General features: G+C 50.7%; 18 protein-coding genes and 1 tRNA gene. 7 read left to right on the forward strand and 12 right to left on the reverse strand.

The genetic code is table 11. The features are described from left to right. Nucleotides 1–40 precede the first annotated feature (40 nt). Nucleotides 41–2,446, forward strand: coding sequence for a clostripain-related cysteine peptidase (locus SPM24T3_RS04710; RefSeq protein WP_009635562.1), 2,406 nt, complete (start codon nt 41–43; stop codon nt 2,444–2,446). A 92-nt stretch (nt 2,447–2,538) separates the two neighbouring features. Continuing rightward, the gene (locus SPM24T3_RS04715; RefSeq protein WP_009635563.1) at nt 2,539–4,938 is read left to right on the forward strand and encodes a clostripain-related cysteine peptidase; all 2,400 of its coding nucleotides are present in this window, start codon (nt 2,539–2,541) and stop codon (nt 4,936–4,938) included. An 89-nt stretch (nt 4,939–5,027) separates the two neighbouring features. Here SPM24T3_RS04715 and urtE read toward each other — a convergent pair whose 3' ends face one another. The 9 genes from urtE to SPM24T3_RS04760 all read right to left on the reverse strand — a co-directional run bounded on the left by urtE (nt 5,028) and on the right by SPM24T3_RS04760 (nt 17,935). Continuing rightward, nucleotides 5,028–5,726, reverse strand: a complete 699-nt coding sequence (gene urtE / locus SPM24T3_RS04720; RefSeq protein WP_009635564.1) for an urea ABC transporter ATP-binding subunit UrtE — start codon at nt 5,724–5,726, stop codon at nt 5,028–5,030. A gap of 22 nt (nt 5,727–5,748) precedes the next feature. Further along, entirely contained in the window at nt 5,749–6,549 is an 801-nt protein-coding gene (gene urtD / locus SPM24T3_RS04725; protein WP_009635565.1) for an urea ABC transporter ATP-binding protein UrtD, read from the reverse strand. Continuing rightward, nucleotides 6,546–7,622: an urea ABC transporter permease subunit UrtC gene (gene urtC, locus SPM24T3_RS04730; RefSeq protein WP_009635566.1), complete on the reverse strand. Its 1,077-nt coding sequence runs from the start codon at nt 7,620–7,622 to the stop codon at nt 6,546–6,548. The genes urtD and urtC overlap by 4 nt, the downstream gene beginning before the upstream one ends. Next, nucleotides 7,622–9,178, reverse strand: coding sequence for an urea ABC transporter permease subunit UrtB (gene urtB, locus SPM24T3_RS04735; protein WP_037377614.1), 1,557 nt, complete (start codon nt 9,176–9,178; stop codon nt 7,622–7,624). Before urtB ends, urtC begins: the two co-directional genes overlap by 1 nt. Nucleotides 9,179–9,306: 128 nt before the next feature. Next, entirely contained in the window at nt 9,307–10,575 is a 1,269-nt protein-coding gene (gene urtA / locus SPM24T3_RS04740) for an urea ABC transporter substrate-binding protein (protein WP_009635568.1), read from the reverse strand. Nucleotides 10,576–10,765: 190 nt separating this feature from the next. Then, complete coding sequence (locus SPM24T3_RS04745; protein WP_009635569.1) at nt 10,766–11,485, reverse strand: GntR family transcriptional regulator; 720 nt, start codon at nt 11,483–11,485, stop codon at nt 10,766–10,768. A gap of 12 nt (nt 11,486–11,497) precedes the next feature. Further along, on the reverse strand, nt 11,498–15,187 hold the full coding sequence (gene uca, locus SPM24T3_RS04750) for an urea carboxylase (protein WP_009635570.1): 3,690 nt from the start codon (nt 15,185–15,187) through the stop codon (nt 11,498–11,500). Between the two features lie 12 nt (nt 15,188–15,199). Further along, nucleotides 15,200–17,044 (reverse strand): allophanate hydrolase, encoded by a 1,845-nt coding sequence (gene atzF / locus SPM24T3_RS04755; RefSeq protein WP_009635571.1) that lies wholly within the window; start codon nt 17,042–17,044, stop codon nt 15,200–15,202. 300 nt (nt 17,045–17,344) lie between these two features. Next, entirely contained in the window at nt 17,345–17,935 is a 591-nt protein-coding gene (locus SPM24T3_RS04760; protein ID WP_009635572.1) for an HD domain-containing protein, read from the reverse strand. 108 nt (nt 17,936–18,043) lie between these two features. Here SPM24T3_RS04760 and SPM24T3_RS04765 point away from each other — a divergent pair, with 108 nt between their 5' ends. The 3 genes from SPM24T3_RS04765 to SPM24T3_RS04775 all read left to right on the forward strand — a co-directional run bounded on the left by SPM24T3_RS04765 (nt 18,044) and on the right by SPM24T3_RS04775 (nt 19,383). Next, on the forward strand, nt 18,044–18,508 hold the full coding sequence (locus SPM24T3_RS04765; protein ID WP_009635573.1) for a MarR family winged helix-turn-helix transcriptional regulator: 465 nt from the start codon (nt 18,044–18,046) through the stop codon (nt 18,506–18,508). 169 nt (nt 18,509–18,677) lie between these two features. Then, nucleotides 18,678–19,103: an organic hydroperoxide resistance protein gene (locus SPM24T3_RS04770; protein WP_009635574.1), complete on the forward strand. Its 426-nt coding sequence runs from the start codon at nt 18,678–18,680 to the stop codon at nt 19,101–19,103. A gap of 203 nt (nt 19,104–19,306) precedes the next feature. After that, nucleotides 19,307–19,383: transfer RNA gene (locus SPM24T3_RS04775), tRNA-Pro, on the forward strand. Nucleotides 19,384–19,556: 173 nt separating this feature from the next. On the opposite strand, the gene SPM24T3_RS04780 is transcribed toward SPM24T3_RS04775, so the two are convergent. Further along, nucleotides 19,557–19,982 carry a VOC family protein gene (locus tag SPM24T3_RS04780; protein ID WP_009635575.1) on the reverse strand — a complete coding sequence of 142 codons (426 nt, stop codon included), beginning with the start codon at nt 19,980–19,982 and terminating at the stop codon, nt 19,557–19,559. Between the two features lie 240 nt (nt 19,983–20,222). On the opposite strand from SPM24T3_RS04780, the gene SPM24T3_RS04785 reads away from it, so the two are divergent. Continuing rightward, complete coding sequence (locus SPM24T3_RS04785; protein ID WP_009635576.1) at nt 20,223–21,119, forward strand: LysR family transcriptional regulator; 897 nt, start codon at nt 20,223–20,225, stop codon at nt 21,117–21,119. Nucleotides 21,120–21,152: 33 nt separating this feature from the next. On the opposite strand, the gene SPM24T3_RS04790 is transcribed toward SPM24T3_RS04785, so the two are convergent. Together SPM24T3_RS04790 and SPM24T3_RS04795 are read right to left on the reverse strand one after the other, a co-directional pair. Next, nucleotides 21,153–22,688 (reverse strand): FAD-dependent oxidoreductase, encoded by a 1,536-nt coding sequence (locus SPM24T3_RS04790; RefSeq protein ID WP_009635577.1) that lies wholly within the window; start codon nt 22,686–22,688, stop codon nt 21,153–21,155. A 159-nt stretch (nt 22,689–22,847) separates the two neighbouring features. Further along, nucleotides 22,848–23,753 carry a LysR family transcriptional regulator gene (locus SPM24T3_RS04795; RefSeq protein ID WP_009635578.1) on the reverse strand — a complete coding sequence of 302 codons (906 nt, stop codon included), beginning with the start codon at nt 23,751–23,753 and terminating at the stop codon, nt 22,848–22,850. 192 nt (nt 23,754–23,945) lie between these two features. Here SPM24T3_RS04795 and SPM24T3_RS04800 point away from each other — a divergent pair, with 192 nt between their 5' ends. Further along, nucleotides 23,946–25,169 carry an MFS transporter gene (locus SPM24T3_RS04800; RefSeq protein WP_009635579.1) on the forward strand — a complete coding sequence of 408 codons (1,224 nt, stop codon included), beginning with the start codon at nt 23,946–23,948 and terminating at the stop codon, nt 25,167–25,169. The last annotated feature ends 17 nt before the right edge of the window (nt 25,170–25,186 follow it).

The raw sequence follows: 25,186 nt of genomic DNA on the forward strand, positions 1-25,186 counted from the left end.
GTATTTAATTAAATTAAACTTATCAATTAATGAGAATTTTATGTCTGAAGTAATCGCCGTGAATAAAACTGTAAATGCTAAATGGTCCATTCTTGTTTACATGAATGGTAAAAATAATCTTGAAAAGGCATTACTGCAGAACTGGAATGAAATGGCTGCAGTCGGCAGTTCTGCTGACGTAAATGTGGTAGTCCAGATGGGGCGTATTGCAGGTGGTGCGGCACCTAACGACTGGACCGGCGTCAAAAGATTTCTCGTCAAAAAGGGTATGAAGCCCACGGTTAAGAATCAGCTGGCGGATTTACATGAGTCTGGACTGAATACTGATATGGGCAGTATTGAATGCCTGACCGAATTTTTGTCTTGGGGAAAAGAAAACTATCCGGCAGAAAAAACGATGCTGGTTATTTGGGACCACGGACAGGGATGGCGTTTTTACTCCTCATCCTATGATGATGAGACTGGGAATTTCTTATATAACGTCGAGCTCAAAGAGGCTATTAAAAAGACTTTCGGTAAAATTGATGTGCTTTGTTTTGACGCCTGTCTGATGGCAATGCTGGAAACGGCTTACGAAATGCGTGACCAAGCCAGCTATATTGTTGGTAGTGAAACCCTCGAGCCTAACAGCGGTCTGAGTTATCAGTATCTTAAATCCTTAATAGAAACACTGGCAATAAACGAATCACAGTTAAGCAAAATGATCGTTGATGCTTACGCGATTAAACAAGCTTACGATATCGACGTTCCTGAAGAAGACAAGCAGGAGATTAACATATCGGCGCTGGATTTACAGTTCGTAACCGCCGGAGTGAAGGCTCTGGATGAACTGACCAAAGTTATTGGTAAAGATGCTGAATCCATCGCTGTGGTCAAAAAAGCGCGGGCAAATTTCTCTACTTATTTTCGCAACACTCTGACCAGTTTAGACCTGCTCTCGTGGTTGGAGTATTCAATCGAGCTTAGCAAAAAAGATTCGCCACTTTATATTGCACTGCAAAATGCTCGCTCCAGCATTGGTAAAATTGTTCATTACTTTTATACCAATGAAGTGAATCCTGATGACACCGTGAATGGTAAGCAGCTCAATTGTATCTCTAAGGGTATTGCTATTTTCTTCCCTGAAGATATTGCCCAGCAGAATAGAGCGGCTGAATTGCGTAATGGTTATTATCCTTCCAATAATAATCATCCGATTGCCTTTGTTAAGGACAGCTGTTGGCCACAGTTTCTTCATGATATTTGGGGAATTGAGCTTAACGATTCCTGGACCGTGCTCATCTACATGAACGGTCAAAATGCTCGGGAAGGTCAGTTGCAGCAGGCCTGGAATGAAATTGCTAAAACTGATGGCGCTAAACATCTCAATATTGTGGTGCAGATGGGGCGTCTGACAAATTCTGCCAATAAAGAGGGTTGGACTGGAGCCAAGCGTTTTCTGGTCAAGAAAGGCATGACTGCAGATAGTAAAAATCAGCTTTTAGATCTCAAATCAGCTGGCCTTAGCACTGATATGAACAAAATCGAGACGTTAAATGATTTCGTTCATTGGGGACGTGAAAATTATAAGGCGGCATATACCATGCTGATCATCTGGGATGAAAGGAAAGGCTGGCATCAAAATTATCCGCTAACCGGGGACGAAGCACAGCACAAGCTTGATTATCTGGATATTCAGAAAGCGTTGATTGGAAATCCATTGGACCTCATTGCTATTGATAATAATTACATGGGCATGGTTGAATCGCTCTATCAGCTCTCGCAGAGTTCCTACTATCTGGTCGCCAGCGAATCTACTGTACCTGCTGCCGGGTTTAATTATGGATTCCTTTCCGAACTTTCTCAGAAGCTTTTTACCAATGCTTTAAATGCCGGAAAAATGATTATTGATGCTTATAAAGACAAATATCTGAATATCAATCAGGGAAAATCTGGCGAAGAGAAACAACACATCGCTTTATCATTGCTTGATAAAGGGAAAATAAAATACCTCACTGTACTTATGAATAATCTGATTGACGCTATTCTAGCTGATCCAAAGAAAATTGAATTGGCTAGAAAGGCCCGCAGCCTGTTTACTAGCTATGACGATGATATGACAGCTATCGTTGATCTTGCATCCTGGCTCAATGAGTTAGAAAAAAGCTGTGATAAAACGAGTTTATTTTATACCCAAGTTAAATCAACAAGAAACGCTGTAGACAATCTAATTATTTATAATTACAGCAATGGCGTTGTTGCTGATAAAAAAGTACATGGTAAACCTTTGAAGGTTGACTCGAGAGGGTTGTCTATTTACTTCCCAGAAAATAAAGATCAGCAGGGAAGGGATATTAATACTCATGAAATTTACAACCAAACCAGTAAGAAATATCTAATATACTTTCTGACACAGGTACATTGGCAGAAGTTCTTGAGCGAAATCTGGGGTATTAAAACTATTTAATTAAGTATAAGGCGCCGTTTATTCTAGCGGCGTTTTCATAAAGATATTTTAAAAAAAACGTCAAAATTAATTAATGAAATTAAGGGCAAGTCATGTCTGATCTAGTGTCAATGAATAATACTGTTAATGCTAAGTGGACTATTCTGGTTTATATGAATGGTAAAAATAATCTCGAAGATGAGATGTTGCAAAACTGGGAAGAGATGGCAGAGGTGGGCAGCACTGCCGATGTTAATGTGGTTGTCCAAATGGGGCGCGTGTCAGTCGCAGAAGCGCCCAATAACTGGAAGGGCGTAAAACGCTTTTTAGTGAAAAAAGGCATGCAGCCTTTGGCTGCGAATCAACTTTCTGACCTGCAAGAGTCAGGTCTTATTACTGATATGGGTAGCATCGATTGCCTTAAAGATTTTCTTAACTGGGGTAAAAAGAATTATCCGGCTCAAAAAACCATGCTGGTTATCTGGGATCACGGCCAGGGTTGGCGTTTCCTTTCATCATCATTCGATGATGTCACTGGCCACTGCTTATATAATGTCGATCTCAAACAGGCGATCAAAGATACTGTAGGCAAAGTCGAGATACTTTGTTTTGATGCCTGCCTCATGGCGATGCTGGAAACATGCTATGAGTTGCGTGAACAGGTTAACTATATTATCGCCAGTGAAACAGAAATGCCCGGCACTGGTTTAAGTTATAAATTTATTAATCAACTAACGGATAAGCCTGATAGCAGTGAGGCACAGCTGGGTCGAATGATTGCTGATGCCTATGCGAAGAAACAGGCTTACGCACCCGGAGTTGCGGAGAAATTTAAACAAAACATTAACATTGCCGTTCTTGATCTGCACTTTGCCGAGGCTGGCGTAAAAGCGTTAGATGAGTTGACGCAGTTGATTGGTAAAGATCCGCAAAATATTGCACTCGTAAAAAAAGCACGCAGTCATTTCTCTACCTTTTGCGGGAATTGCACGACCAGTTTGGATTTACTCTCGTGGCTTGATTATTCATTAGAACATTGCGTGAAAAATACCCCACTGAATATGGCCCTTATTAATGCCAGAAAGGCAATTGGCAATATTGTTAATTACTGTTATACGAATAATATAAATACGGAAGAATTACTTCAGTCTGGCAAGATGTTGAACTGCATCGCTAAAGGTTTAGCGATCTACTTTCCAGAAGATATTGCTCAGCAAAATATTTCTGGTGCTAATCGAAACGGATATTACCCTTCCAACAACGATCATCCTGTAGCTTTTGTTAAAGATAGTCATTGGCCAGCTTTTCTCCATGATGTCTGGGGTATTGATCTCGACGACACATGGACCGTATTGGTTTATATGAATGGTCAAAATGATCGTGCGGAATTTATGCTTCAAAACTGGGAAGAAATGGCTAAAACGGGAAGTTCTGAACGCCTGAATATCATAGTGCAAATTGGCAACCAGAAAAATTTGGCTGCGCCTCTGAATTGGTCAGGAGTAAAAAGATTCCGTGTCGAAAAAGGCATGAAACCCGACGCCGCTAATGCACTAATGGACCTTCCTCTGGTAGATATGAATCAGGTCGCAACCCTGGCTAATTTCACCACTTGGGGCAAGGAAAAGTACCCTGCCGCGCATACCATGCTCATTATCTGGGATGACCGCAAGGGATGGCATAAAGTTAATCCTATAACAGATAAAAGCATCCATCATTGTCTGGATTCCGTCGATATTGCCAAGGTGAATTTCAATAGTATCAATGACATTATCGCCTTCGATAATCCACAAATGGCATCGCTTGAAACCAGTTACGATATTGAATTTAAATGCAAATATCTGGTTGCCAGTGAATCTGAAATGCCGCAAACCGGTTTAAACTATGGTTTTCTAAAACAGTTATCTGAAAAACTCGCCACTGTACCTATTGAAGTCAGTAAGATTATTGTCGCTAGCTATAAAGATAAGTATTACTCTATTAACGAAGGGAAAAGTGCGGCTGAAAAGCAACACATCTGCCTGTCGGTTTTGGTACAACATTCTTTGCACAAGCTGACTCGGCCATTTAATAAACTGATTGATACCTTGCTGGCGGATCCGAAAAATATCGCATTAGCCAAACAGGCGCGCAGTCATTTTTCAACCTATGGCAATGGCATGACCGCGATGATTGATCTTAAATCCTGGATTGATTTTATGGCGGAAAATTGTGTTCAGGCCAGTGAATTACATACCGAACTCGCTGCTGTACAGGCTGCTCTCAGAAATTATATTGTCCATTCTTACAGCAACGGAGCTGTTGCCGAAAAGCTGGTTGATGGAAAGCTGTTAAATATAAATTCCCAGGGCGTTTCGATATTCTTCCCTGAAAATATCGAGCAGATGCAAAGAGATATTAACGGTCGCGAGATTTACAACCTCAACAATACAACGCACGTTGCTGCAATTTTTCGGGAGCTTCATTGGAAAAAATTATTGCTGGCAGTTTGCGGGATTAATACCACGGCATAACGCTTTATCCAAATAATTACTCAGTAAATTATAAGGCGATAATGCATTCGATGGCATTATCGCCTTATTGATTTTTATCTATTTCCACTCTAAATGGCTACTAATCCTCTTACGCCTTCTGCTTCCATCTCACTGCCCGGTCCGCGCTTGATAATATTCCCCCGCGACATCACCAGATAACTGTCAGCCAATTCCGCCGCAAAATCATAGAATTGTTCGACCAGTAGAATTGCCATATCGCCGCGTGCCGCAAGTTGGCGGATAACCGCGCCAATCTCTTTGATTACTGACGGCTGAATGCCTTCGGTGGGTTCGTCGAGGATTAACAGGCTCGGCTTACAGGCCAGCGCGCGGCCAATCGCCAGCTGTTGTTGCTGCCCGCCGGAAAGGTCACCACCGCGCCGATGCTTCATCTCCAGCAACACGGGGAAAAGATGGTAAATTTCATCCGGCACCGTTTTCGACTGACTTCCTGAAAAGCGCGATAGCCCCATCAACAGATTTTCCTCGACCGTCAAGCGCGGAAAAATTTCGCGTCCCTGCGGGACATAGGCAATGCCCGACTGCACGCGCTGATGCGGTTTTCGGTTATTAATCACCGCGCCGTTCCAGCTAATGGTGCCGGACTTGGCCGGGATAAGCCCCATCAGGCATTTTAGCAGGGTAGTTTTGCCCACGCCGTTGCGGCCCAGCAGGCAGGTCACTTCGCCGATCTTTGCCTCGAAGGATAACCCGCGCAGGATGTGGCTGCCGCCGTAATACTGATTTAGCTCATTGACTTGCAACATGATTCTCTCCCTGCGACGCAGTTTAGCGGCCCAGATAAACTTCAATAACCTGCTCGTTGGCCTGCACTTCGCGTAGCGATCCCTCTGCTAATACTTGGCCCTGATGCAGCACGGTGACGTGATCGGCGATAGTTTCCACAAAACCCATATCGTGTTCCACCACCATCAGCGAATGCTTACCTGCCAGAGATTTAAACAGCTCGGCGGTGTATTCGGTTTCTGCATCGGTCATGCCCGCAGCGGGTTCATCAAGCAATAGCAGATGCGGTTCCTGCACCAGCAGCATGCCAATTTCCAGAAACTGTTTTTGGCCGTGGGACAACATACCCGCCATGCGATGGCGCTCGCCCTGCAAACGCAGCGTTTTCAGCATCTCGTCGATGCGATCGCGCTGCTCGCTGTTCATTTTGGCCCATAGACAGGCCCAGACAGATTTATTGGTTTTCTGGGCAATTTCGAGGTTTTCAAACACCGTTAGCGCTTCGAAAACCGTGGGTTTTTGGAACTTTCGGCCAATGCCCGACTGCGCGATACGCACCGGGTCCAACCGCGTCAGGTCGATGTTTTGGTCATATAGCACCTGCCCTGATTTCGGACGTGTTTTGCCGGTGATCACGTCCATCAGCGTGGTTTTTCCCGCGCCATTCGGGCCGATTACGCAGCGAAGTTCGCCAACGCCGATCCGCATCGACAGGTCAGTCAGGGCTTTAAAACCGTCAAAGCTGACGTTGATTTTATCCAGCATCAAAATTGGATCGGTCTGCTCGCGATGTTGATCCGCAGGCTGTTGTTGAGTAAAGAGATCCATTGTCATTGAATTCATTGCGCTTTCCTCTTACGCAGCAGGCCAATTACGCCCTCTGGCAGGAACAAAGTCACGACGATAAACATTGCGCCGAGAATAAACTGCCAATATTCAGGGATAGCTACAGTGAACCAGCTTTTAGCACCGTTAACGATACCAGCGCCCAGAATGGGGCCAATCAGTGTGCCGCGACCGCCCAGAGCGACCCAAATCGCTGCTTCGATCGAGTTGGTCGGGGACATTTCGCTGGGATTGATAATGCCAACCTGCGGGACATATAAAGCCCCGGCGAGGCCGCAAATCATCGCCGAGACGGTCCACACGAAAAGTTTGAAGCCTTTTGGATCGTAACCGCAGAAGATGAGACGGTTCTCGGCATCGCGTACTGCCGTCAAAACGCGGCCATACTTGCTGCGCGCCAGTGCAAAACCCAAGGCCAGACTGGCAACCAGCAGCAGAACGGTGGTGATAAACAGTCCAACGCGGGTCGAGGTGGCGGTGACTTGAAAACCGAGCAGGGTGGTGAAGCCGGTAAAGCCATTGTTGCCGCCAAAGCCCGTTTCATTGCGGAAAAACAGCAACATACCGGCGTAAGTCAGCGCCTGGGTCATGATTGAGAAATAGACCCCTTTTATTTTCGAACGGAAAGCGAAATAGCCGAATACAAAAGCCAACGCGCCGGGCACTAAAACAATCAGACACAAAGCCCAGGCGAAATGCTGGGTTCCGGCCCAAAACCACGGCAGTTCAGTCCATGACAGGAACGACATAAAGTCTGGCAGGCCGCTGCCTGAGGCCTGGCGCATCAGGTACATCCCCATCGCATAACCGCCGAGGGCAAAAAACAGTCCGTGGCCGAGAGACAGCAAGCCTGCATAGCCCCAAACCAGATCCAGCGCGATCGCGACGATCGCATAGCACAGGATCTTGCCCACCAGTGTCAGGGTGTAAGTTGAAATCGATAGAGGATTGGTCTGCGGCAGCAGCGCCAAAAATGGCATGATCAGCAGCGCAATCAGCACCAGTATGCCCACGCTTATCGCCACGCGCGGCGCTTTCTGCACGCCGGTAATCGTCAATGGTTGCGTCATCAGTCAATCACCCTGCCTTTGAAGGCGAAGAGTCCCTGCGGACGTTTTTGGATAAACAGGATGATCAGCGCGAGGATCAGGATTTTGCCCAATACTGCACCGATTTCCGGTTCGAGGATTTTATTGACGATACCCAGTCCAAACGCCGCGACCACGGTTCCCGCCAGTTGACCGACGCCGCCGAGCACCACCACCAGGAAGGAGTCGATGATATAACCCTGGCCCAACTCGGGGCCGACGTTACCCAGCTGCGACAGCGCTACGCCGCCCAGACCGGCAATGCCCGAGCCGAGTCCAAACGCCAGCATGTCGACCTTACCCGTCGGTACGCCGCAGCAGGCCGCCATTGCGCGATTCTGTGTTACAGCGCGAACATTCATACCGAGACGGGTTTTATTCAACAGTAGCCAGGTCAATGCCAGCACCAGCAATACAAAAACGATCACCGCGATTCGGTTGTACGGTAGCACCAGATTCGGCAGCAGTTGAATACCGCCAGACAGCCAGTTCGGGTTGGCAACCTCGACGTTTTGCGCGCCAAAAAGCACCCGCACGCCTTGAATCAGAATCAGGCTGATACCCCACGTTGCCAGCAAAGTTTCCAGTGGACGACCATATAGATGGCGGATCACCGTGCGCTCGAGCAGCATGCCGATGCCAGCCGTAATAAAGAACGCCACCGGCAGCGCCACCAGCGGGTATATCGCCAGCAGCCCGGGCGCGTAATGTTGAAACAGCGACTGCACCATGTAGGTGGAATAGGAGCCAAGCATCAGCATCTCGCCGTGCGCCATATTGATAACGCCGAGCAGGCCGTAGGTAATTGCCAGACCCAATGCTGCCAGCAGCAGAATCGATCCTAGTGAAAGTCCGGTAAAAGCCTGCCCCAGCCAGTCGCCAATCATCAGGCGATGCTGCACGGCCTTCAGGCTTGCCAACGCGGCGGTGCGCACCGTGGCGTCAGCTTCAATTTTCGGGTCGGTCAGCGGCTGTAAATGCCCCTGAGTATCCGGGTCCGACGACGCGCCGAGCAGCTCGACAGCGTGCAGGCGAACCTGAGGATTCGGGTCAGCGAGCTGTAAATTGGCCAGCGCAATGCTTAACGCTTCGTGTACTACGCTGTCTTGTTCCAGCGCCAAACGCTTGGTAAGCAGCGGTAATTGGTCGGCCTGTGCTTCGCGCTGCAAGGTTTTGGCAGCCTGCAAACGCACTGCGCTGTCTTTGCTGACCAGACGATGGGCAGAGAGGGCATTGTTGATCAGATTTCGTATCCGATTGTTAAGCCACACAGGTTTGACATCACCCTGCGGTTTTGCGGTCCCTTCCAGCGGTGTCAGTACATTGCCTTGCTGAACAAACGCGTGGTGCGCTTCATCAATCACGACATCTTCCTGCTTTAATGCCTCTAACAGTGGCAACCGTTCTGGCTGCGGATCGCTTGCCCACTGCTGAAGCAGCGTAGCCTGCTCCGAGCGGTTGGCTGCTGCAAAATCGTCAGCAGGACCGGCCTTGGCCCACAGCGGCAGGCAGCAAAGCAGGAAAGTGAGGGTTCGCATGCTCGGCCTGGGGCTGAGTGGCAAACGTAGGAGGCGCAAGAGTTTCATCATGGTCATCACCGCTTCTAAAAATCACTAATAAACTTACTCTCCACCAAGGTGCAGGCCTTGGTGGAGAGCCAGATTAACTACTGAGTGGTTTTCACCGGATAATCAGGCTTTTTGTCGTCGCCTGGGATATACGGGCTCCACGGCTGGGCGCGGATAGGTTTGTCGGTCTGCCAAACGACGTTGAACTGGCCGTTGGACTGGATTTCGCCGATCATTACCGGTTTGTGCAGGTGATGGTTGGTGGCATCCATGGTCAGGGTGTAGCCATCTGGTGCTTTGAAGGTTTGACCTGCCATCGCGGCGCGAACTTTGTCGACGTCGGTTGTGCCAGCTTTCTGCACCGCCTGCACCCACATGTGGATGCCGACATAAGTCGCTTCCATCGGGTCATTGGTTACAGCAGAATCGGCATTCGGCAGGTGATGCGCCTTGGCATAGGCTTTCCATTCAGCGACGAAAGCTTTGTTGGTTGGATTATCCAGCGACTGGAAGTAGTTCCATGACGCCAAATCACCGACCAGTGGTTTGGTATCAATCCCGCGCAGCTCTTGTTCACCAACCGAGAAGGCAACAACCGGTACGTCGGTGGCTTTCACGCCCTGGTTGGCCAGCTCTTTATAGAATGGAACGTTGGAGTCACCGTTAATGGTTGAAATAACTGCTGTTTTACCGCCAGCTGCGAATTTCTTGATGTTAGAAACGATGGTTTGATAATCGCTGTAGCCAAACGGCGTATACACTTCTTCGATGTCTTTATCCTGAACGCCTTTGGAATGCAGATATGCGCGCAGAATTTTGTTGGTCGTGCGTGGATAAACATAATCTGTACCCAGCAGGAAGAAGCGTTTGGCACCGCCGCCGTCTTCGCTCATCAAGTATTGTACCGCCGGAATTGCCTGCTGGTTTGGCGCTGCGCCGGTATAAAACACGTTTGGCGACATCTCTTCGCCTTCGTACTGCACCGGATAGAACAACAGGCCGTTCAGCTCTTCAAATACCGGCAGCACGGATTTACGCGAAACCGAGGTCCAGCAGCCGAACACAACGGCAACTTTGTCCTGAGTTAACAGCTGACGCGCTTTTTCAGCGAACAGCGGCCAGTTTGAAGCTGGGTCAACCACCACCGGTTCGAGTTTTTTACCCAACACACCGCCGTGAGCATTGATATCGTCAATGGTCATTAGCGCGACATCTTTCAGAGGCGTTTCGGAAATGGCCATGGTGCCTGAAAGCGAATGCATGATACCCACCTTGATGGTATCGGCGGCCTGTGCAGTGAATGCCAGACCCATGCTGACCACGGTTGCCGAGAGAGCAAAAGCTTTGATAAAGCGACGACGTTGCATATAAGTCCCCTGTTAAGTACTGGGCCCGTCATCTTTCACGTTGCAGATGCGTTACCTGCGCAGTCTCACACCTGTCACTTACTTAAGTAAGCTCTCGATGATTTGCCCGCTTGCCGCTCTCTGCACCATAAAATCTATAGGGCGTGCTGTTTTTAAAAAGCTACTTTGAGAAAAACCACTTTAAAAAAAGTCACGATGACGGGGTATCGACATCGTTTTCTGGTCGCGCCTGGTGCAGCATGTGTAAAGTAATTTTGCGCACCTCGGCTTTACTGACGGCAATGTGATCTTGTAGTTGGCGCTGTGCCTCCTGGGTTTGGCGTTGCATGATGGCGAGCAAGATGCTCGCGTGTTCGCTGTAGGTCGCGTTGACGCGCGCGTCCTTGGTAAAGTCCAGCCGCCGGATAATGCGGATCTTCTCGGTCAGGTCGCGATGGATTTTTGCCATCTCGCCGTTGCCCGCCGCCGCTACCAGCGCCATGTGAAATTCTTCGTCGAAACGTGAAACGATTTGACCGTCTTCCAGCCTTGGCTCGTCTATCCAGAAACTCTTGAGAGGCAGCAGAGCTTCGGGCGTTTCTGCCTGAGCGCAAAGGCGTTTTACCGCCTCGAGTTCCAGCACGATGCGCAGGTCATAGAGCTGTTCGAAATACTCGAAATCGAACGGGCGCACCTGCCAGCCGCTGCGGAAAAACACTTCCACGTAACCCTCGCGCTCAAGCCAGAACAGCGCCTGACGCACCGGCGTGCGGCTGACTTCCATGCGTTCTGCGACTTCGTTTTCGCTAAAGCGGTCGCCCGGCAGCATGCGAAAACTAAAAATATCGTCTTTCAGCTGTAGATAAATCCGCTCTGCCAATCCTTCCGGGCGGGCCTTGCTGCGTCCGCTTCGTGCGCCGGTAAGCTGCATAAATAATCCTTGTTAAACGTTGTCGGACTCGTTTTTACCGATGGCATCTTTATCGATGCTGTCTTTATCGATCCCATCTTTATCGATCCATAGAAGCGCATCGCCGGGACCCACCGGACGGCCCTGCTGGCAAGCGATCTTGAGCACTGTGCCTGCACAAGGAGCATTAACAGACAGCTCCATTTTCATTGCCTCAACCACAATCAGCGGCTGACCCGCCTCAACGACTTGGCCGGGTTCAACCAGAATTTTCCAGATGTTGCCGTTTAAATCAGCGCTCACCAGCTGGCCCGGCTGATCGGCGAGGTCTTCAACCGGTGGCGCACCGTTGACGGCAGCATCAACCGCCGCGCTTTCCTGCGCCTGCCAATGAGCCACTTCACTGATAAATGCGCTTTGCTGACGCTGGCGAAAATCGGCGATATCTTCAGCATTATCGGCAATAAAACGGGTATATTCGGCGAAATCAAACTCAGTCTGCTCGATGCGAACCTGTGCGCGCCCTTCGCGGAAAGCGTCGCGCTGCTCTTCAAGCTCGGCCTCGGTGACCTGATAGAAACGTACCTGGTCGAAGAAGTGCAACAGCCACGGTTCGCCCTGTTCAAACTGTTCGTTTTTAAGGAATTTGTTCCATATTGGCAGTGTACGGCCCACCAGCTGATAGCCCCCCGGTGAGTCCATGCCGTAAATGCACATATACATGCCGCCAATACCTACCGTGCCCTCGGCGGTATGGGTTCGGGCCGGGTTATATTTCGAGCTCAGCAGGCGATGACGTGGATCAATCGGCACCGCGCAAGGTGCGCCGAGGTATACATCCCCCAACCCAAGAATGAGATAGCTGGCGTTGAACAGGATGTCTTTGACTTCTTCACGGCTGGCTAAACCATTGGTGCGCTGAATGAAATCAACGTTGTTTGGCAGCCACGGTGCCTCAGTGCGCACGGTTTGCTGATAACGCTCGACGGCGGCCAGTGTGGCGGTGTCTTCAAAAGCCATCGGCATGTGTACGATGCGGGTCGGGATTTTCAGTTGGCTGACGTCGGCCAGCTGCAGCTCCAACGCCAGCAGGTGTTTCAGCAACGCTGACTGATGCAGTACGCGGCTGTCGTAGCGAACCTGCAACGAGCGCACGCCCGGTGAAAGTTCTTCAATTCCCGGCTCGGCGGCTTCGCGAATCGCCTTCATTAACAGATAAATACGCAGACGCAGCGCCAAATCCAGCACGTTATCGCCGTATTCGATCAGTACATAGCCGTCACCGGCCTGACGATAAACCACGCAAGGGCGGTCTTCGCTGGCTGGCAGCTCGGCTAAAATAGTCGCAGAAGCCGTCTTGGCGGGCAGTAAAGACGGTACCTGCATTTCCATCGCTTCAATCGGCATTAACGAGTCGATAGTGCCTTGTTGCGCCATTTCCAGCGCCTGCGCCTGTTCGAAGCTGATCGGATGGAAGCGAATACGATCGCCCGGTTTCACCTGACCGACCTTCCACAGCTCGGCCTTGGCAATAGTCACCGGACAAACGAAACCGCCGAGACTCGGTCCGTCACGGGTCAGGATCACCGGGAAATCGCCGGTAAAGTTGATTGCGCCAATCGCGTATTCGCAGTCGTGAACGTTGGAAGGATGCAAGCCCGCTTCGCCGCCGTCCAGCCGCGCCCACTGCGGTTTTGGACCGGTAAGACGCACGCCGAGGCGATTTGAGTTGTAATGCACCTGCCATTCAGAATCAAAAAACGTGTCGATTGACTCTTTGGTGAAGAAATCCGGTGCACCGTGCGGGCCGTAAAGCACGCCGATACTCCAGTCATCGCCGTAAGCCGGGACGATATGAGCGGCAGCGGCCTGCGGTAAATCTACCGGTGCCGGGGTGGTGCAGGCGGCAAGCTCTGGCTGCGAAACGGTCAACATATCGGCGACACGTAAAGTGCGACCAGCATGACCGCCAAACTGGCCGAGAGCAAAGGTCGAGCGGCTGCCCAAATACACCGGCACGTCGAACCCGTTGCGCACGGCGAGATAGGTACGGCAACCGCTGGTGGCGCGGCCAAGGGTTAATACTTGCCCGGCTTTAATATCAATCGGCTGCCAGTAGGCAACCTCGTTGCCGTCCAGATCGGCGGGACACGCCGCGCCGGTCAGTGCAATAGTGGCATCGCAGTGGAAACGCAAAGTCGGGCCTTGCAGAGTAAATTCCAGACCTGCGGCATCAAGGTGATTACCTACGATGCGGTTGGCGAGGCGGAAGGCAAAATCGTCCATCGGACCCGAAGGCGGCACGCCAATATCCCAGTAGCCGAGGCGGCCCGGGTAATCCTGAATGCTGCTGTAGGTACCGGGAGAGATCACTTCTACGGCCTGTGGTTTGTACACGAAGCTGTCGAGCATGCGAGTCCACATTTCGCGCTGATGGAACAGCGGAGTTGCCACTACCTGACGCAGATAATCGATATTGCTGGCAATGCCGTGCAAACGCGTGGCCGCCAGTGCCTGAGACATTTTTTCCAACGCCTGCTCACGGTTGTCGCCGTAAACAATCAGCTTGGCGATCATCGGGTCATAAAACGCCGAGACTTCACTGCCGGTAGAAACCCAACCATCGACGCGAACATCTTCCGGGAAGAATACTTCGGTCAATACACCCGGACATGGCAGGAAGTTTTTCAGCGGATCTTCAGCGTAGATACGCACTTCAATCGATGCGCCTTTCGGCGGCTGCTGCATACGCGGCCAGTCCAGCGGCTCATCGGCGGCGACGCGCAGCATGCATTCGATCAGGTCCAGACCGGTCACCATCTCGGTCACCGGATGCTCAACCTGCAAGCGGGTATTGACCTCGAGGAAATAAAACTCGTCGCGCGCGGCATCGTAGATGTATTCCACTGTACCGGCGCTGCGATAGTTTACTGATTCTCCCAGCTTGACCGCTGAACGATGCAGGGCTTCGCGAGTCGCCTGAGGCAGATTCGGCGCGGGAGTTTCTTCGACCACCTTCTGGTTGCGGCGCTGCAAAGAGCAGTCACGCTCGCCGAGAGCAACCACGTTGCCCTTGCCGTCGCCAAAAATCTGTACTTCCACGTGACGGGCGCGATCGACGAAACGCTCGAGGAACACACCGGCGTCACGGAAAAACTGCTCGCCGAGGCGTTTTACGCTGTCCCATGCGGCACGCAACGCGGCTTCATCGTCACAGCGGGTTAAACCAATCCCGCCACCGCCTGCGGTGCTTTTCAACATAATCGGATAGCCGATATTCGCCGCAGCGGTGACGGCTTCTTCAATACTGTCTAACAGGGCTGTGCCGGGCGTCATCGGCACATCGGCAATGGCTGCCAGTTCACGGGCGCGGTGCTTGAGGCCGAATTCACGGATTTGATGCGCAGTCGGGCCGATAAACGCGATCCCCGCGGCTTCACAGGCATCGGCGAATTCGGCGCTTTCGGATAAAAAACCGTAGCCCGGATAAATCGCCTGCGCGCCGGTTTCTTTGGCGGCGGCCAAAATTTTGTCAATCAGCAGGTAGCTTTCACTGGCTTTTTCACCGCCGAGTGCGACGGCAATATCGGCATCGGTAACGTGTGGCGCATTGCTGTCGGCATCGGAATAAACCGCTACGCTGGTCACACCCAGTCGTTTCAAGGTACGAATGGCGCGGCAGGCAATTTCACCCCGGTTGGCAATCAGGACAGTATTGAACATGTTCGTGGCTCCTCAGGCGTTTTTGGCAGCGGTTGATTTCAGATGCTCGACATAGCTTCTCCAGCCGCCGAACGAGGTCACATCAGTGGCACTGGCAATCGCCCACGGCTCGCAGATAAAGCCTTTCACGCTGCGACCATCGGCCAGTTGCAGGATACCAATGCCCAGCGGAGCAGGGATTTCAGCCACAAATTCGCCAAAGCGCGCCAGTGGAATGTCCCACAGTTCAACAATAATGCTGCTACCGCCTTCGGCCTTCACCAGGCCCGGTTTCGGCGGCTGGGTGTTGGCGAGGGCATAGAGTTTGTAATCGTTGGCAGTGCGGGTTTGCTCGACGCGAACGGCGTTGCGAGTCGTCAGCTGGAAATTCAGCGGCATGCCGGTGAGATGTGCGCCAACGACGGCAACGCGGACGTGATCGCCGCTTGCTGCGACAGGGCCGGTCATCGCGTTGTCGGCATTGAGGGTTTTGCCGGTCGCGCCTAAAGGCAGTGAGAGACTGCGCTGCCACTGGCGGCCAAAAGCGGCGAGGGCTCCATCGTGCCAGGCTGGGGCAATAAGGGTGATGCCAGATGGCAAACCGTCATCGCGAAGGGTAGCGGGCAGTGCCAGCGCACTCAGGTCAGCCAGATTAGTGAAATTGGTATAGGTGCCAAACTGCGAGTTAAACAGCACCGGTTCCTGTGCCATCTCTTTGAGGGTGCGGATGGTCGGCGAGGTCGGCACCACCAGCGCATCGAAACCTTCCAGCGCAAGATTGATTTGGCGGGACAGCTCGGCGCGCAGATATTCTGCTTTCCACGCATCGACAGCGGAATATTTCAGCCCGTTAGCGACGATGCCGCGCACTACCGGGTCCATCACCTCTGGCGTTTCTTCAAAAATTTTGCCTACCGCCACGGTGCGCTCTGCGACCCATGCACCGTAATACAGCTGCTCGGCCAACTCTTTAAATGGCGTAAAGTCGATTTTCACCAGACTGACACCGTTGCTGACCAGCTTATCCAGAGCCTGTTGGAAGGCTTTTTCAGATTCACGATCGCCAAAAAATTCCAGCGTATCCGGTATGGCGAAGCGCGGCTGGGAAGACATTGCCGCCGGAGCAGTGTGCGGATTGGCCCGAGAATAGGCGTCTTGTGGATCGTAACCCCCGGCCGCAGTGGCGACCTGATAGGCATCGGCAACGGTAAGGGCGAAAATGGAGACGGCGTCATTCAGGCGGCAGGCGGGAACTACGCCGCGATTCGACAGCCAGCCTTTGGTTGGTTTGAGGCCGACGATATTATTGAAACCGGCTGGCACGCGACCAGAACCGGCGGTGTCGGTGCCAAGTGAGAAGGCGACCAGACCGCGTGCCAGTACCGAGGCAGAGCCTGAGCTGGATCCACCGCTAACGTATTCAGGATTAAAGGTATTTTTTACCGCGCCGTGAGGGGAGCGGGTGCCGACGAGACCAGTAGCGAACTGATCGAGATTGGTTTTGCCAATCACCACCGCGCCTTTGGCCTTGAGGTTGGCGACTACAGCAGCATCTTGCTCGGCAATATATTCGAAAGCCGGGCAGGCGGCGGTGGTCGGCCAGCCCGCGACGTCGATATTATCTTTTACTGCAAACGGTACGCCAAACAGCGGCAGCGCGGCGAGAGATCCGCCCGACTGATCGCGCAAGGTTTCAAGTTGGGTAATTTGCTCTTCAAGCTGGGCGGGAGTGGCGCGATAAAGCCAGGCATTATCATCGGCGCTTAAGCTGCCAAGGACGATACCCAATGAACTGCGCAGGCTGTCCGGCGCGCTTTGATAATGGTGTTGCCAATCACGTAACTGAAAACCGGTGTAAGGAGTCGATACTGAGGCCATGAGTTGAATTCCATCTAGTACACAAGATTGAATTCATCTAAGCAAGCGGCGTGCCATTTTTTAACTTTATGATTTTAATGAATATTAAAAAGATGGGCGATAAATTGCACGATAACATGCATCCCCACTGCGGGGCATTTGTACAATTTCAGGGCAACTAATCGGCGATTTATAAGGGTTTTTGTCATTCAAATGATTTGTAATCAGTGAAGGAGGATTACCCGCTGGTCTTATTATGAATAGCATGGCTCACGACAGGTGGTTCCGTGAACAGGTTCAAAAGGCCATTGATGACCCACATTATTTCGCTGCTAAATATGCCTGCTCGGTGCCCTGAAACCAGCTGCTGGGGACGTTGTGTGGCGGCTGGTGGAGGCGTTGCAGGCTGTCATTAATGATGTGTTCTGCCTGTCGCCACAGCGTGGGATCGCCTTCTTTCAACACCGCCAGCAACAAACGCTTTTCAATCAGGTAAGTTTTAGCGAAATCCGGATCGTGAGTGACCAGCGAACGGAGATTATCGATCAGGTCGGCGAGTTTGATGGTTTTTGCATCGGCAGAAGCTTTGGCGCTGTGATAGCGGTCGAGATTTTTCTTTTCAATGCGATTGCCCGCGCAGTTGACGCTGACATTGGTCAACATGCCCACTAATTCAGCGACTTGCGAGCCAAAATGGTTGCTGATGTCATCCAGAGTCGTTGAGGTATCCTCCACGGTATCGTGCAACCAGGCTGCGGCGAGCATTTCTTCAGAATGCGGCACGCTGCTGACAATATCGGCCACCGCCTGCGGATGCACAATATACGGGTCATTAGTGTATTTTCGCCGCTGATCGATGCTAGCGTGCGCTTTACTGGCATAACGTCTTGCTTTATCGACTAAGCTGCTCATCGCTTTTCCTCTATCAATACGCCTTGAATTGTTATAGCACGTCGTGCACCAAAAGCACCAATTGTAAATATGCTTGCTATAATATCGCGCGCTATCTATATTGTGTTCATGAACACAAAAACTGATTCCGACAACACATCGCCATCCATGCTCCATCTCGATCAGCAGATGTGCTTTGCGCTGTACTCCGCCAATCTGGCGTTGAATAAAGTCTATCGCAAACTGCTTGGCGAGCTTGATCTGACTTATCCCCAGTATCTGGTGATGCTGGTGTTGTGGCAGCAGGACGAACTGATGGTCTCGGATATCGGTGAAAAGTTATTTCTGGATTCGGCAACGCTGACGCCTTTATTAAAGCGTCTTGAAACTGCCGGCCTTTTGACTCGCCGCCGTGCGCAGGTCGATGAGCGTCAGGTGATTATCACCCTGACCGATGCGGGACGCGCATTGCAGCAGAAAGCGTTGAGTATTCCTGAGGCGGTTGCCTGTGCCTCTGAATGCAGCGTTGAAGAAATGACGGCGATCAAGCAACAATTGCAGACCCTGAGGGGCCATCTGCACAAGAAAGCCTAAAAGATTTTGAGTGAGTGAAGGTGCAAGAATTTGCGCCTCTGCTACACTCATAAATATAGCGCACGATTTAATAGCGTATTTCATGAAAGAATGTTTTTATTTTCCAAATCAAGCATCGATTGGTTAGCCAATCACAAATAATCGAACTCATCGTTTAAAGGAAATTATTATGTCTATCGAAAAAGTTGTTTATACCGCACATGCTACAGCTACCGGTGGTCGTGATGGCCGTGCAACCTCATCAGACGGCGTTCTGGATGTGAAATTGGGTCTGCCAAAAGAAATGGGCGGCGCAGGTGGCGAAGTTTCCAACCCTGAGCAATTGTTTGCTGCGGGTTACTCGGCCTGCTTCCTCGGCGCGTTGAAACACGTTGCCTCACTGGAAAAAGTACGTATTCCTGCTGATGCAAAAATTGAAGGCGCAGTCGGTATTGGTGAGATCCCAGGTGGTTTCGGTATCGAAGTCGCGCTGGATATTACCCTGCCAGGTATCGAACGCAGCGTAGCGGAAACTTTAGTTGAGAAAGCGCATAAGGTTTGCCCTTATTCAAACGCTACTCGCGGCAATATTGACGTGACTCTGACCGTTAAATAAATCCGTTAAAAAGTCACAGTTATTATCGGGAGGCAAATGCCTCCCTTTTTATTATTTTGAGTACTTCAACAAGTAAAATTGTTCTCTTTAGCGGTAAAAATCACCGTTTTAGCATCAGTTAGCGTGTTTTATAAGCAGTTGACGAAATGGGGCTAAAAAGGGATTGACGGCCACAACCAGCGGCAGTAAGATGCGGCCCAATTCGGCGAGTAGCGCAGCTTGGTAGCGCAACTGGTTTGGGACCAGTGGGTCGGAGGTTCGAATCCTCTCTCGCCGACCACATTTAGAAAAACCCGCAAGCTTATGGCTCGCGGGTTTTTTGCTATTTGGCGTATCGCAGGCAGTAACTCCGCTTTCAGCCTTCCCGTAGCTCAAAATTTATTAGCTTTAGTCTGAGAGGGAGCTAAAAGGCGGAAGATAAATGTTTATCCCCGCCTTATCGACAGCTATCGATTATTTGGCAAACAGCTGGCTCATATCCTTAAATGCCTTGAATTCTAGCGCGTTACCGCAGGGATCAAGCAGGAACATGGTGGCCTGCTCGCCGACCTGGCCTTTGAAACGCACGTAAGGTTCGATCACGAATTTGATGTTGAAGGACTTCAGCCTTTCCGCCAGTGCTTCCCATTCTTGCCAGCCCAACACGATACCAAAATGCGGAACCGGCACGTCGTGGCCGTCCACCGGGTTGGTATGCGCAGATTCTTGCGTCACAGTCTTTGGATGCTCGTGAATCACCAACTGATGACCATAAAAATCAAAATCTACCCAATGCTCACTTGAACGGCCTTCAGCGAGTCCAAAGGTTTCGCCGTAAAAAGCGCGGCAGGTTGCTAAATCGTAAACTGGAATTGCAAGATGGAACGGACTTAACGCCATGTTATTACTCCTGATCCTCGTGGTAACTCAAGTCTGTGCAGCTTTTTCCCGGCAAATCTGAGACGGTTAGATTCATCGGAGATTTACTGGCTTGCCGAACTTAAAGCAGCGCGATAAGACTTCAATGACGGAGGAAATGTAAGGTTAGGTTGTGTTCATCCATTCTTATCGATAAAATTTTTAATTAAAAACAAATATTATTGTTGTGATTCATTAATAAAATAGATGAGTGGGGCGGCGATGTTACGTGAGCTAAAAACGTTTATTGCAGTAACGCAGGATGGCACCTTCGCTGCCGCCGGCCAGCGCATCGGCCTGACGCAATCGGCGGTCAGTGCCCAAATCCGAGGGCTGGAAGATTATCTCGGTATGGCGTTGTTTGACCGCACCGGGCGAACCGCCGTGCTCAATGCCGCCGGAAGCCGCGTGCTGCCTATGGCTGAGCAAATTATCGAGATCTTTGCCAGCATGTCAAAGCCGGAAAGCCTCAGTGATTTTCGTGGGGTGATAAAGATTGGCGCAATTTCGACTTTTCAGACCGGGCTGCTGCCGAAAGTGCTGGTTAAACTGCATCAGAATGCTCCGGCACTTGAAACCAAGCTCGTTCCGGGTGTGTCTTTCAATCTGTTAACGCAGGTCGATGCGGGAAATATCGATTTGGCGATTGTTATCAAACCGGGATTTCCTCTGGCCAAGGATTTGCATAGCGAAACCTTGTCTCGCGAGCCGTTTGTGTTGATTGCACCTTCGAAAACTGCGGGGGATGATTGTTTTACGCTAATTCGGGAACAGCCGTTTATCCGTTACGATCGCACGTCGTTTGGTGGCCGTATGGTGAGTCAGTTTTTGCGTACCCATCGGCTGGAACCTAAGGTCGCGCTGGAAATCGATGAGATTGATGCAATTGTAAAAATGGTGGAAAGCGGATTGGGCGTCGCGCTGGTGCCACTCGCCGGGCTATGGCTTGAAAGAAAAGCAGATTTGCGGGTGATATCGCTGGGCGAATTTACTTTCAACCGGGAGTTGATAGTAGTGATGCGCCACGCGAACAGGCAATCGCCGCTGCATATGCTGATTGGGCGATGCCTGCACGAAGTGGCTGAGCAACCCCACATCCACGGATTACGTGAAGGTTAATCCCTTTTCAGGATGTGGATGAGGGGCGGTGGATCAGCCTTCTTCTGTTTCATCCACCAGTTTGTGCGCCTGTTTCAACGTCAAATCATGCTGCATTTGCAGTAAAAGCTTGCCGGTAGTGCGTTCACGACCGGTTGCGACTACGCCAACCAGATGATTTTTCAGGCCATACAGCACGACAAAATCCTGATCTTCAAGTGAACCGATAATCTCGATTTTGTCCCATCGCTGTGGGTTGCCCAAATGCTCGAAACGAGTGCCGAAGTGCTGAGTCCAGAAAAAGGGAACGCGATCAAAGGCTTCGTGTTCGCCAATCATGTTTTTAGCCGCTGTACGCCCTTGCTGTTGAGCCACGCGCCAGTGTTCGATGCGCGTAGACTTGCCGTCCAGCGGGAAACTGGCAATGTCGCCAACCGCATAGATATCTTCGGCAGCGCGTAGATATTCATCGACCTGCAAACTGCCGTCATCGTTAAGCGGTAAATCGTGAACAAATGAGGTCACGGGTTCGACACCCGTTGCCAACAGTACGACGTCGGTTTTTACGCTGGAACCGTCTTTCAATTTTACCGCTTCTACCCGACGATCGCCGCTAAAGCCTACTACCTCGCCATCGATAAATTCAACGCCGTTATGTTCATGCAACGCACGGAAATATTGCGCAATTTTCTCGCCGAACTGTGTTTCAAACGGCAGTGGATGAGGAGCAATTACCTTGATGGCGATATCACGTTTGCGCAGCGCCGCGGCCATTTCCATGCCGATAAAGCTGTTACCGATAATCACCAGCTGCTTTAACTCATCGACGGCACAAAGCAGCGTTTTCTCCTGCTGCAAATTACGTAAAACGTGGATCCCGCTCAGTGCACCGCCGGGCAGTTCAGGGCGTTTAGGCGATCCACCGGTGGCAATCAGCAATTTTTTGAAAGACACGTGCTGCTGGTTGGCCAGAAGCAGTTTTTTCTTTTTGCGATCAATGCTGGTGACCGTGCTGACGATACGTTGCACGTTTTTCTTGCTAAAGGCGCCATCGTCGAGCAAGGAGGGAACGTCAGAAACATCCATGCTGCCGTCGGGCACAAATTTAGTCAGTGCGGTACGATCGTATGCGGCATTTTTTTCCTGATCGATAACCACGATTCTGCCGTGATAACCACTTTCTTCAAGGGTGCTCAGCGCGGCACTACCCGCTGCACCCGAACCCAGAATGACTATCTGATCGCTGTCATCACCGGCTTGCAGGTGAGTATGCTGACTCACTCCATCAGGGTCGACCATCACTACTCCGCCGCTGATTTTCACCGCGTACTGTTTTAAACCTTCGAGCGCAGGTGGCTGCTCCAGGCTGCCATCGTTAAGATCAAACACGGCTTTGTGCCAAGGGCAAACCAGCTTACCTTCACACACAGCGCCTTCGGCCAGTGGCGCACCTGCATGCGGGCAATTTGCCTGATACGCATGCACGCTGTCGTCCTGACGGACCAGCACGATTTTGGTGTCGTCGATTTCTACCTGTTTAAGCTGATTGTTCCCCAGCTCCGAGAGCTTGATTGCTTTTTTAAATGCCACGACATGCTCCTTATCTTTTCTGTGTGGTTGTTTATTCAACAAAGACCCTACAAAAAGCAGGACAGTATTAAGCCTAGCAGTCATGCCGAGGTATGCCACGCTAGTGGCTGGGATTAGGAGGAATCGGAAGCGGTGGAGAAAATTCGTTTCTTAAACAGCTTATTGCTGCAGCCGTTGTTGTAATAGATCGACAAAACTGGAGACTGCCTTAGGCAGGGTTCGGCCTGCCAGGGTGTGCAGTTCCATGTTTAAAGAATTCATATCACGATCAGAAATGGGGATTGCCACCAGTTTGTAGGTTTCAAGATAGTGTCGAACCAATAATTCAGTGGAAAAAATGATCCCGCCATTCAAACTGGCAAAAGATAGCAGCGAGATCATCGACGTTGTGGTGAAAGTTGGCTCAATGAGCAAACCCTGGCGACTACAGCAGGCATCAATCACGCTGCGCATCATGATTTCACGCGTCGGCATGCCCAGTGAGTAACCTGCAAGCTGTGAGAGGCGCAAACTCTGCTTTCCAGCCAACGGATGTGCCTGATTCATGACTGCATAAATCGGCGCGCTTCGGCGACACTGCACGTTGATATTTGGCTCGGGCGTTTGGCTAAAAGTCAGGCCGATATCGGTTTCCCCTTCGAGAAGCCGCCGGGTAACTTCTTTAGCATTGACCACATCAAGATGAAAATGAATGCCGGTGTAACGCTCACGGAATTCGCTAATCGCCTGCGGCAGAAAATCGATCGAAAATCCGGTGGTGCTGGCCATTCGCACCTCGCCGCGCCTCATACCCTGTAATTCTATGATTTCATTGCTGACGCGCTCGGTTTCGAGCTGATTTTTGAATGCATAGGCGGCCAATAGCTCGCCTGCGGCGCTGGGGATCATGCCGCGCTTGCGTCGTTCAAACAGCTGAGTATTCAGGCTGGCTTCGAGTCCGCTGATTTGGCGGCTGATGGCAGAACCGGCAACGTTTAGTTTAATGGCTGCCTCACTAATCGACCCGCAGCGCACGACTTCCAGAAAATAGCGGATGGCCGTGTCCTGAAGAATACGTGAGCTCATGAATGTGGGGCCTCAAAGTTTGCCGTTTCGGCAATGAAGTGTTCAAAAAGTTGAACTGGAAGTATGGCTGAGGGCTGGATAGGATGCAATCAGGCCTAAAAAGGTCAATTAATAATAAAATCATGCAGCATTGCTTGGGTCGACTGTTAAATCAAAACGGGTTCTTATTTCATCCGCACGGAGAAAATGAACATGGTAGATGCAGTTATTGATAAGACAGCAAAAGACAATAAGTATTGGGTACTTGGCCTGCTTTACACCGCCTGGTGCATCGCATTTATCGACCGCGTAGTACTGAGTTTCAGCTCCCCGGCAATCGCCAAAGAGTTGAGTCTTTCACCTACCGAAATTGGCCTGGTTTTAAGTATATTTTATTTTGGTTTCTGGCTGATGCAACTGCCGGGCGGTTGGTTGGCTGACCGTTTTGGATCGAAAGTGATCGTGATGATCGGCATCGGCTGTTGGTCGCTATTTACCTTGTTCACCGGCACGGCCTGGTCGCTGACTTCGCTACTGGCGATCCGTTTGCTATTTGGTATAGGCGAGGGGATTTTCCCGTCGGCGTCTATAAAAGGCGTGACCGAGAATTTCAGTCTGGAAGACAAGCCTAAAATGTCTTCTTTCCTGATGTCTTCCAATTACATCGGCAGCATGCTTGCCCCATTGTTAATTGCGCCGTTATTAATTCATTTCGGCTGGCGTCACGTATTTATGATGATTGGCGGCCTCGGCATTCTATTTGTGCTGGTTTACGGCTTTACAGTCCGTCGCAAAGAAAGCACTACTCAGGCTCATCAACGCATGAACGGTGCCGACCTCAAGGAGCTACTCAGAAAACCTTTAATGTGGAAACTGGCCGCCGTATGGTTTGGGCTTAGCCTGATTAATAAAGGGCTGGATTCATGGATGCCAATTTACCTGATGACCGAGCGCGGGATGAATCTTAAGGCTGTGGGAATTTTATTACCGATACCGTATTTGACCGCGGGCATTGCCACGATGATCGGCGGTTGGGTAATGATTAAATTCTTCGACGGTAAAGAAAAATACATGCTGATGGTGAGCGCCGCGCTGACTGCCTTTTTCCTCTATTTTATGTACGGCGCGCAGTCAATTTCGGCGGTGATCGCCGCTCAGGCCTGTGTCTATTTCTTTAAATCCTTTGTCTTTGCGGTGGCTATTGCCTTGCCCACTAAAATTCTGGCAGAAAAAATGGTCGGAACAGGGATCGGAATTATTAACTTTGGTGGTCAGGCGGCGGGTTTTGTTGCTCCTCTGGCGATCGGTATTTTAGTACAGCATTTTAGTTATTCCGCGGCGTTTCTATTCCTGATGGCAGCCGCCGCTTGCTCGGTAATTATCAGCGTGACCCTGCGCACACCGACCAGTAAACAGATTAAAGCAGGGCAGTTTTAATCCCGCTTAAGATGATT

Source organism: Serratia sp. M24T3 (assembly GCF_000257645.1).
Lineage (GTDB): Bacteria > Pseudomonadota > Gammaproteobacteria > Enterobacterales > Enterobacteriaceae > Rouxiella.

What these genes read in the sequence shown, in the direction of transcription:
- SPM24T3_RS04800 (WP_009635579.1), top strand. Translation starts at nt 23,946, where the DNA reads ATGGTAGATGCAGTTATTGATAAGACAGCAAAAGACAATAAGTATTGG.
- SPM24T3_RS04780 (WP_009635575.1), bottom strand. Translation starts at nt 19,982, where the DNA reads ATGGCGTTAAGTCCGTTCCATCTTGCAATTCCAGTTTACGATTTAGCA.
- urtB (WP_037377614.1), bottom strand. Translation starts at nt 9,178, where the DNA reads ATGCGAACCCTCACTTTCCTGCTTTGCTGCCTGCCGCTGTGGGCCAAG.
- SPM24T3_RS04710 (WP_009635562.1), top strand. Translation starts at nt 41, where the DNA reads ATGTCTGAAGTAATCGCCGTGAATAAAACTGTAAATGCTAAATGGTCC.
- urtD (WP_009635565.1), bottom strand. Translation starts at nt 6,549, where the DNA reads ATGAATTCAATGACAATGGATCTCTTTACTCAACAACAGCCTGCGGAT.
- SPM24T3_RS04765 (WP_009635573.1), top strand. Translation starts at nt 18,044, where the DNA reads ATGAACACAAAAACTGATTCCGACAACACATCGCCATCCATGCTCCAT.
- SPM24T3_RS04770 (WP_009635574.1), top strand. Translation starts at nt 18,678, where the DNA reads ATGTCTATCGAAAAAGTTGTTTATACCGCACATGCTACAGCTACCGGT.
- SPM24T3_RS04760 (WP_009635572.1), bottom strand. Translation starts at nt 17,935, where the DNA reads ATGAGCAGCTTAGTCGATAAAGCAAGACGTTATGCCAGTAAAGCGCAC.
- SPM24T3_RS04715 (WP_009635563.1), top strand. Translation starts at nt 2,539, where the DNA reads ATGTCTGATCTAGTGTCAATGAATAATACTGTTAATGCTAAGTGGACT.
- atzF (WP_009635571.1), bottom strand. Translation starts at nt 17,044, where the DNA reads ATGGCCTCAGTATCGACTCCTTACACCGGTTTTCAGTTACGTGATTGG.
- SPM24T3_RS04785 (WP_009635576.1), top strand. Translation starts at nt 20,223, where the DNA reads ATGTTACGTGAGCTAAAAACGTTTATTGCAGTAACGCAGGATGGCACC.
- urtA (WP_009635568.1), bottom strand. Translation starts at nt 10,575, where the DNA reads ATGCAACGTCGTCGCTTTATCAAAGCTTTTGCTCTCTCGGCAACCGTG.
- SPM24T3_RS04795 (WP_009635578.1), bottom strand. Translation starts at nt 23,753, where the DNA reads ATGAGCTCACGTATTCTTCAGGACACGGCCATCCGCTATTTTCTGGAA.
- urtE (WP_009635564.1), bottom strand. Translation starts at nt 5,726, where the DNA reads ATGTTGCAAGTCAATGAGCTAAATCAGTATTACGGCGGCAGCCACATC.
- uca (WP_009635570.1), bottom strand. Translation starts at nt 15,187, where the DNA reads ATGTTCAATACTGTCCTGATTGCCAACCGGGGTGAAATTGCCTGCCGC.
- SPM24T3_RS04745 (WP_009635569.1), bottom strand. Translation starts at nt 11,485, where the DNA reads ATGCAGCTTACCGGCGCACGAAGCGGACGCAGCAAGGCCCGCCCGGAA.
- urtC (WP_009635566.1), bottom strand. Translation starts at nt 7,622, where the DNA reads ATGACGCAACCATTGACGATTACCGGCGTGCAGAAAGCGCCGCGCGTG.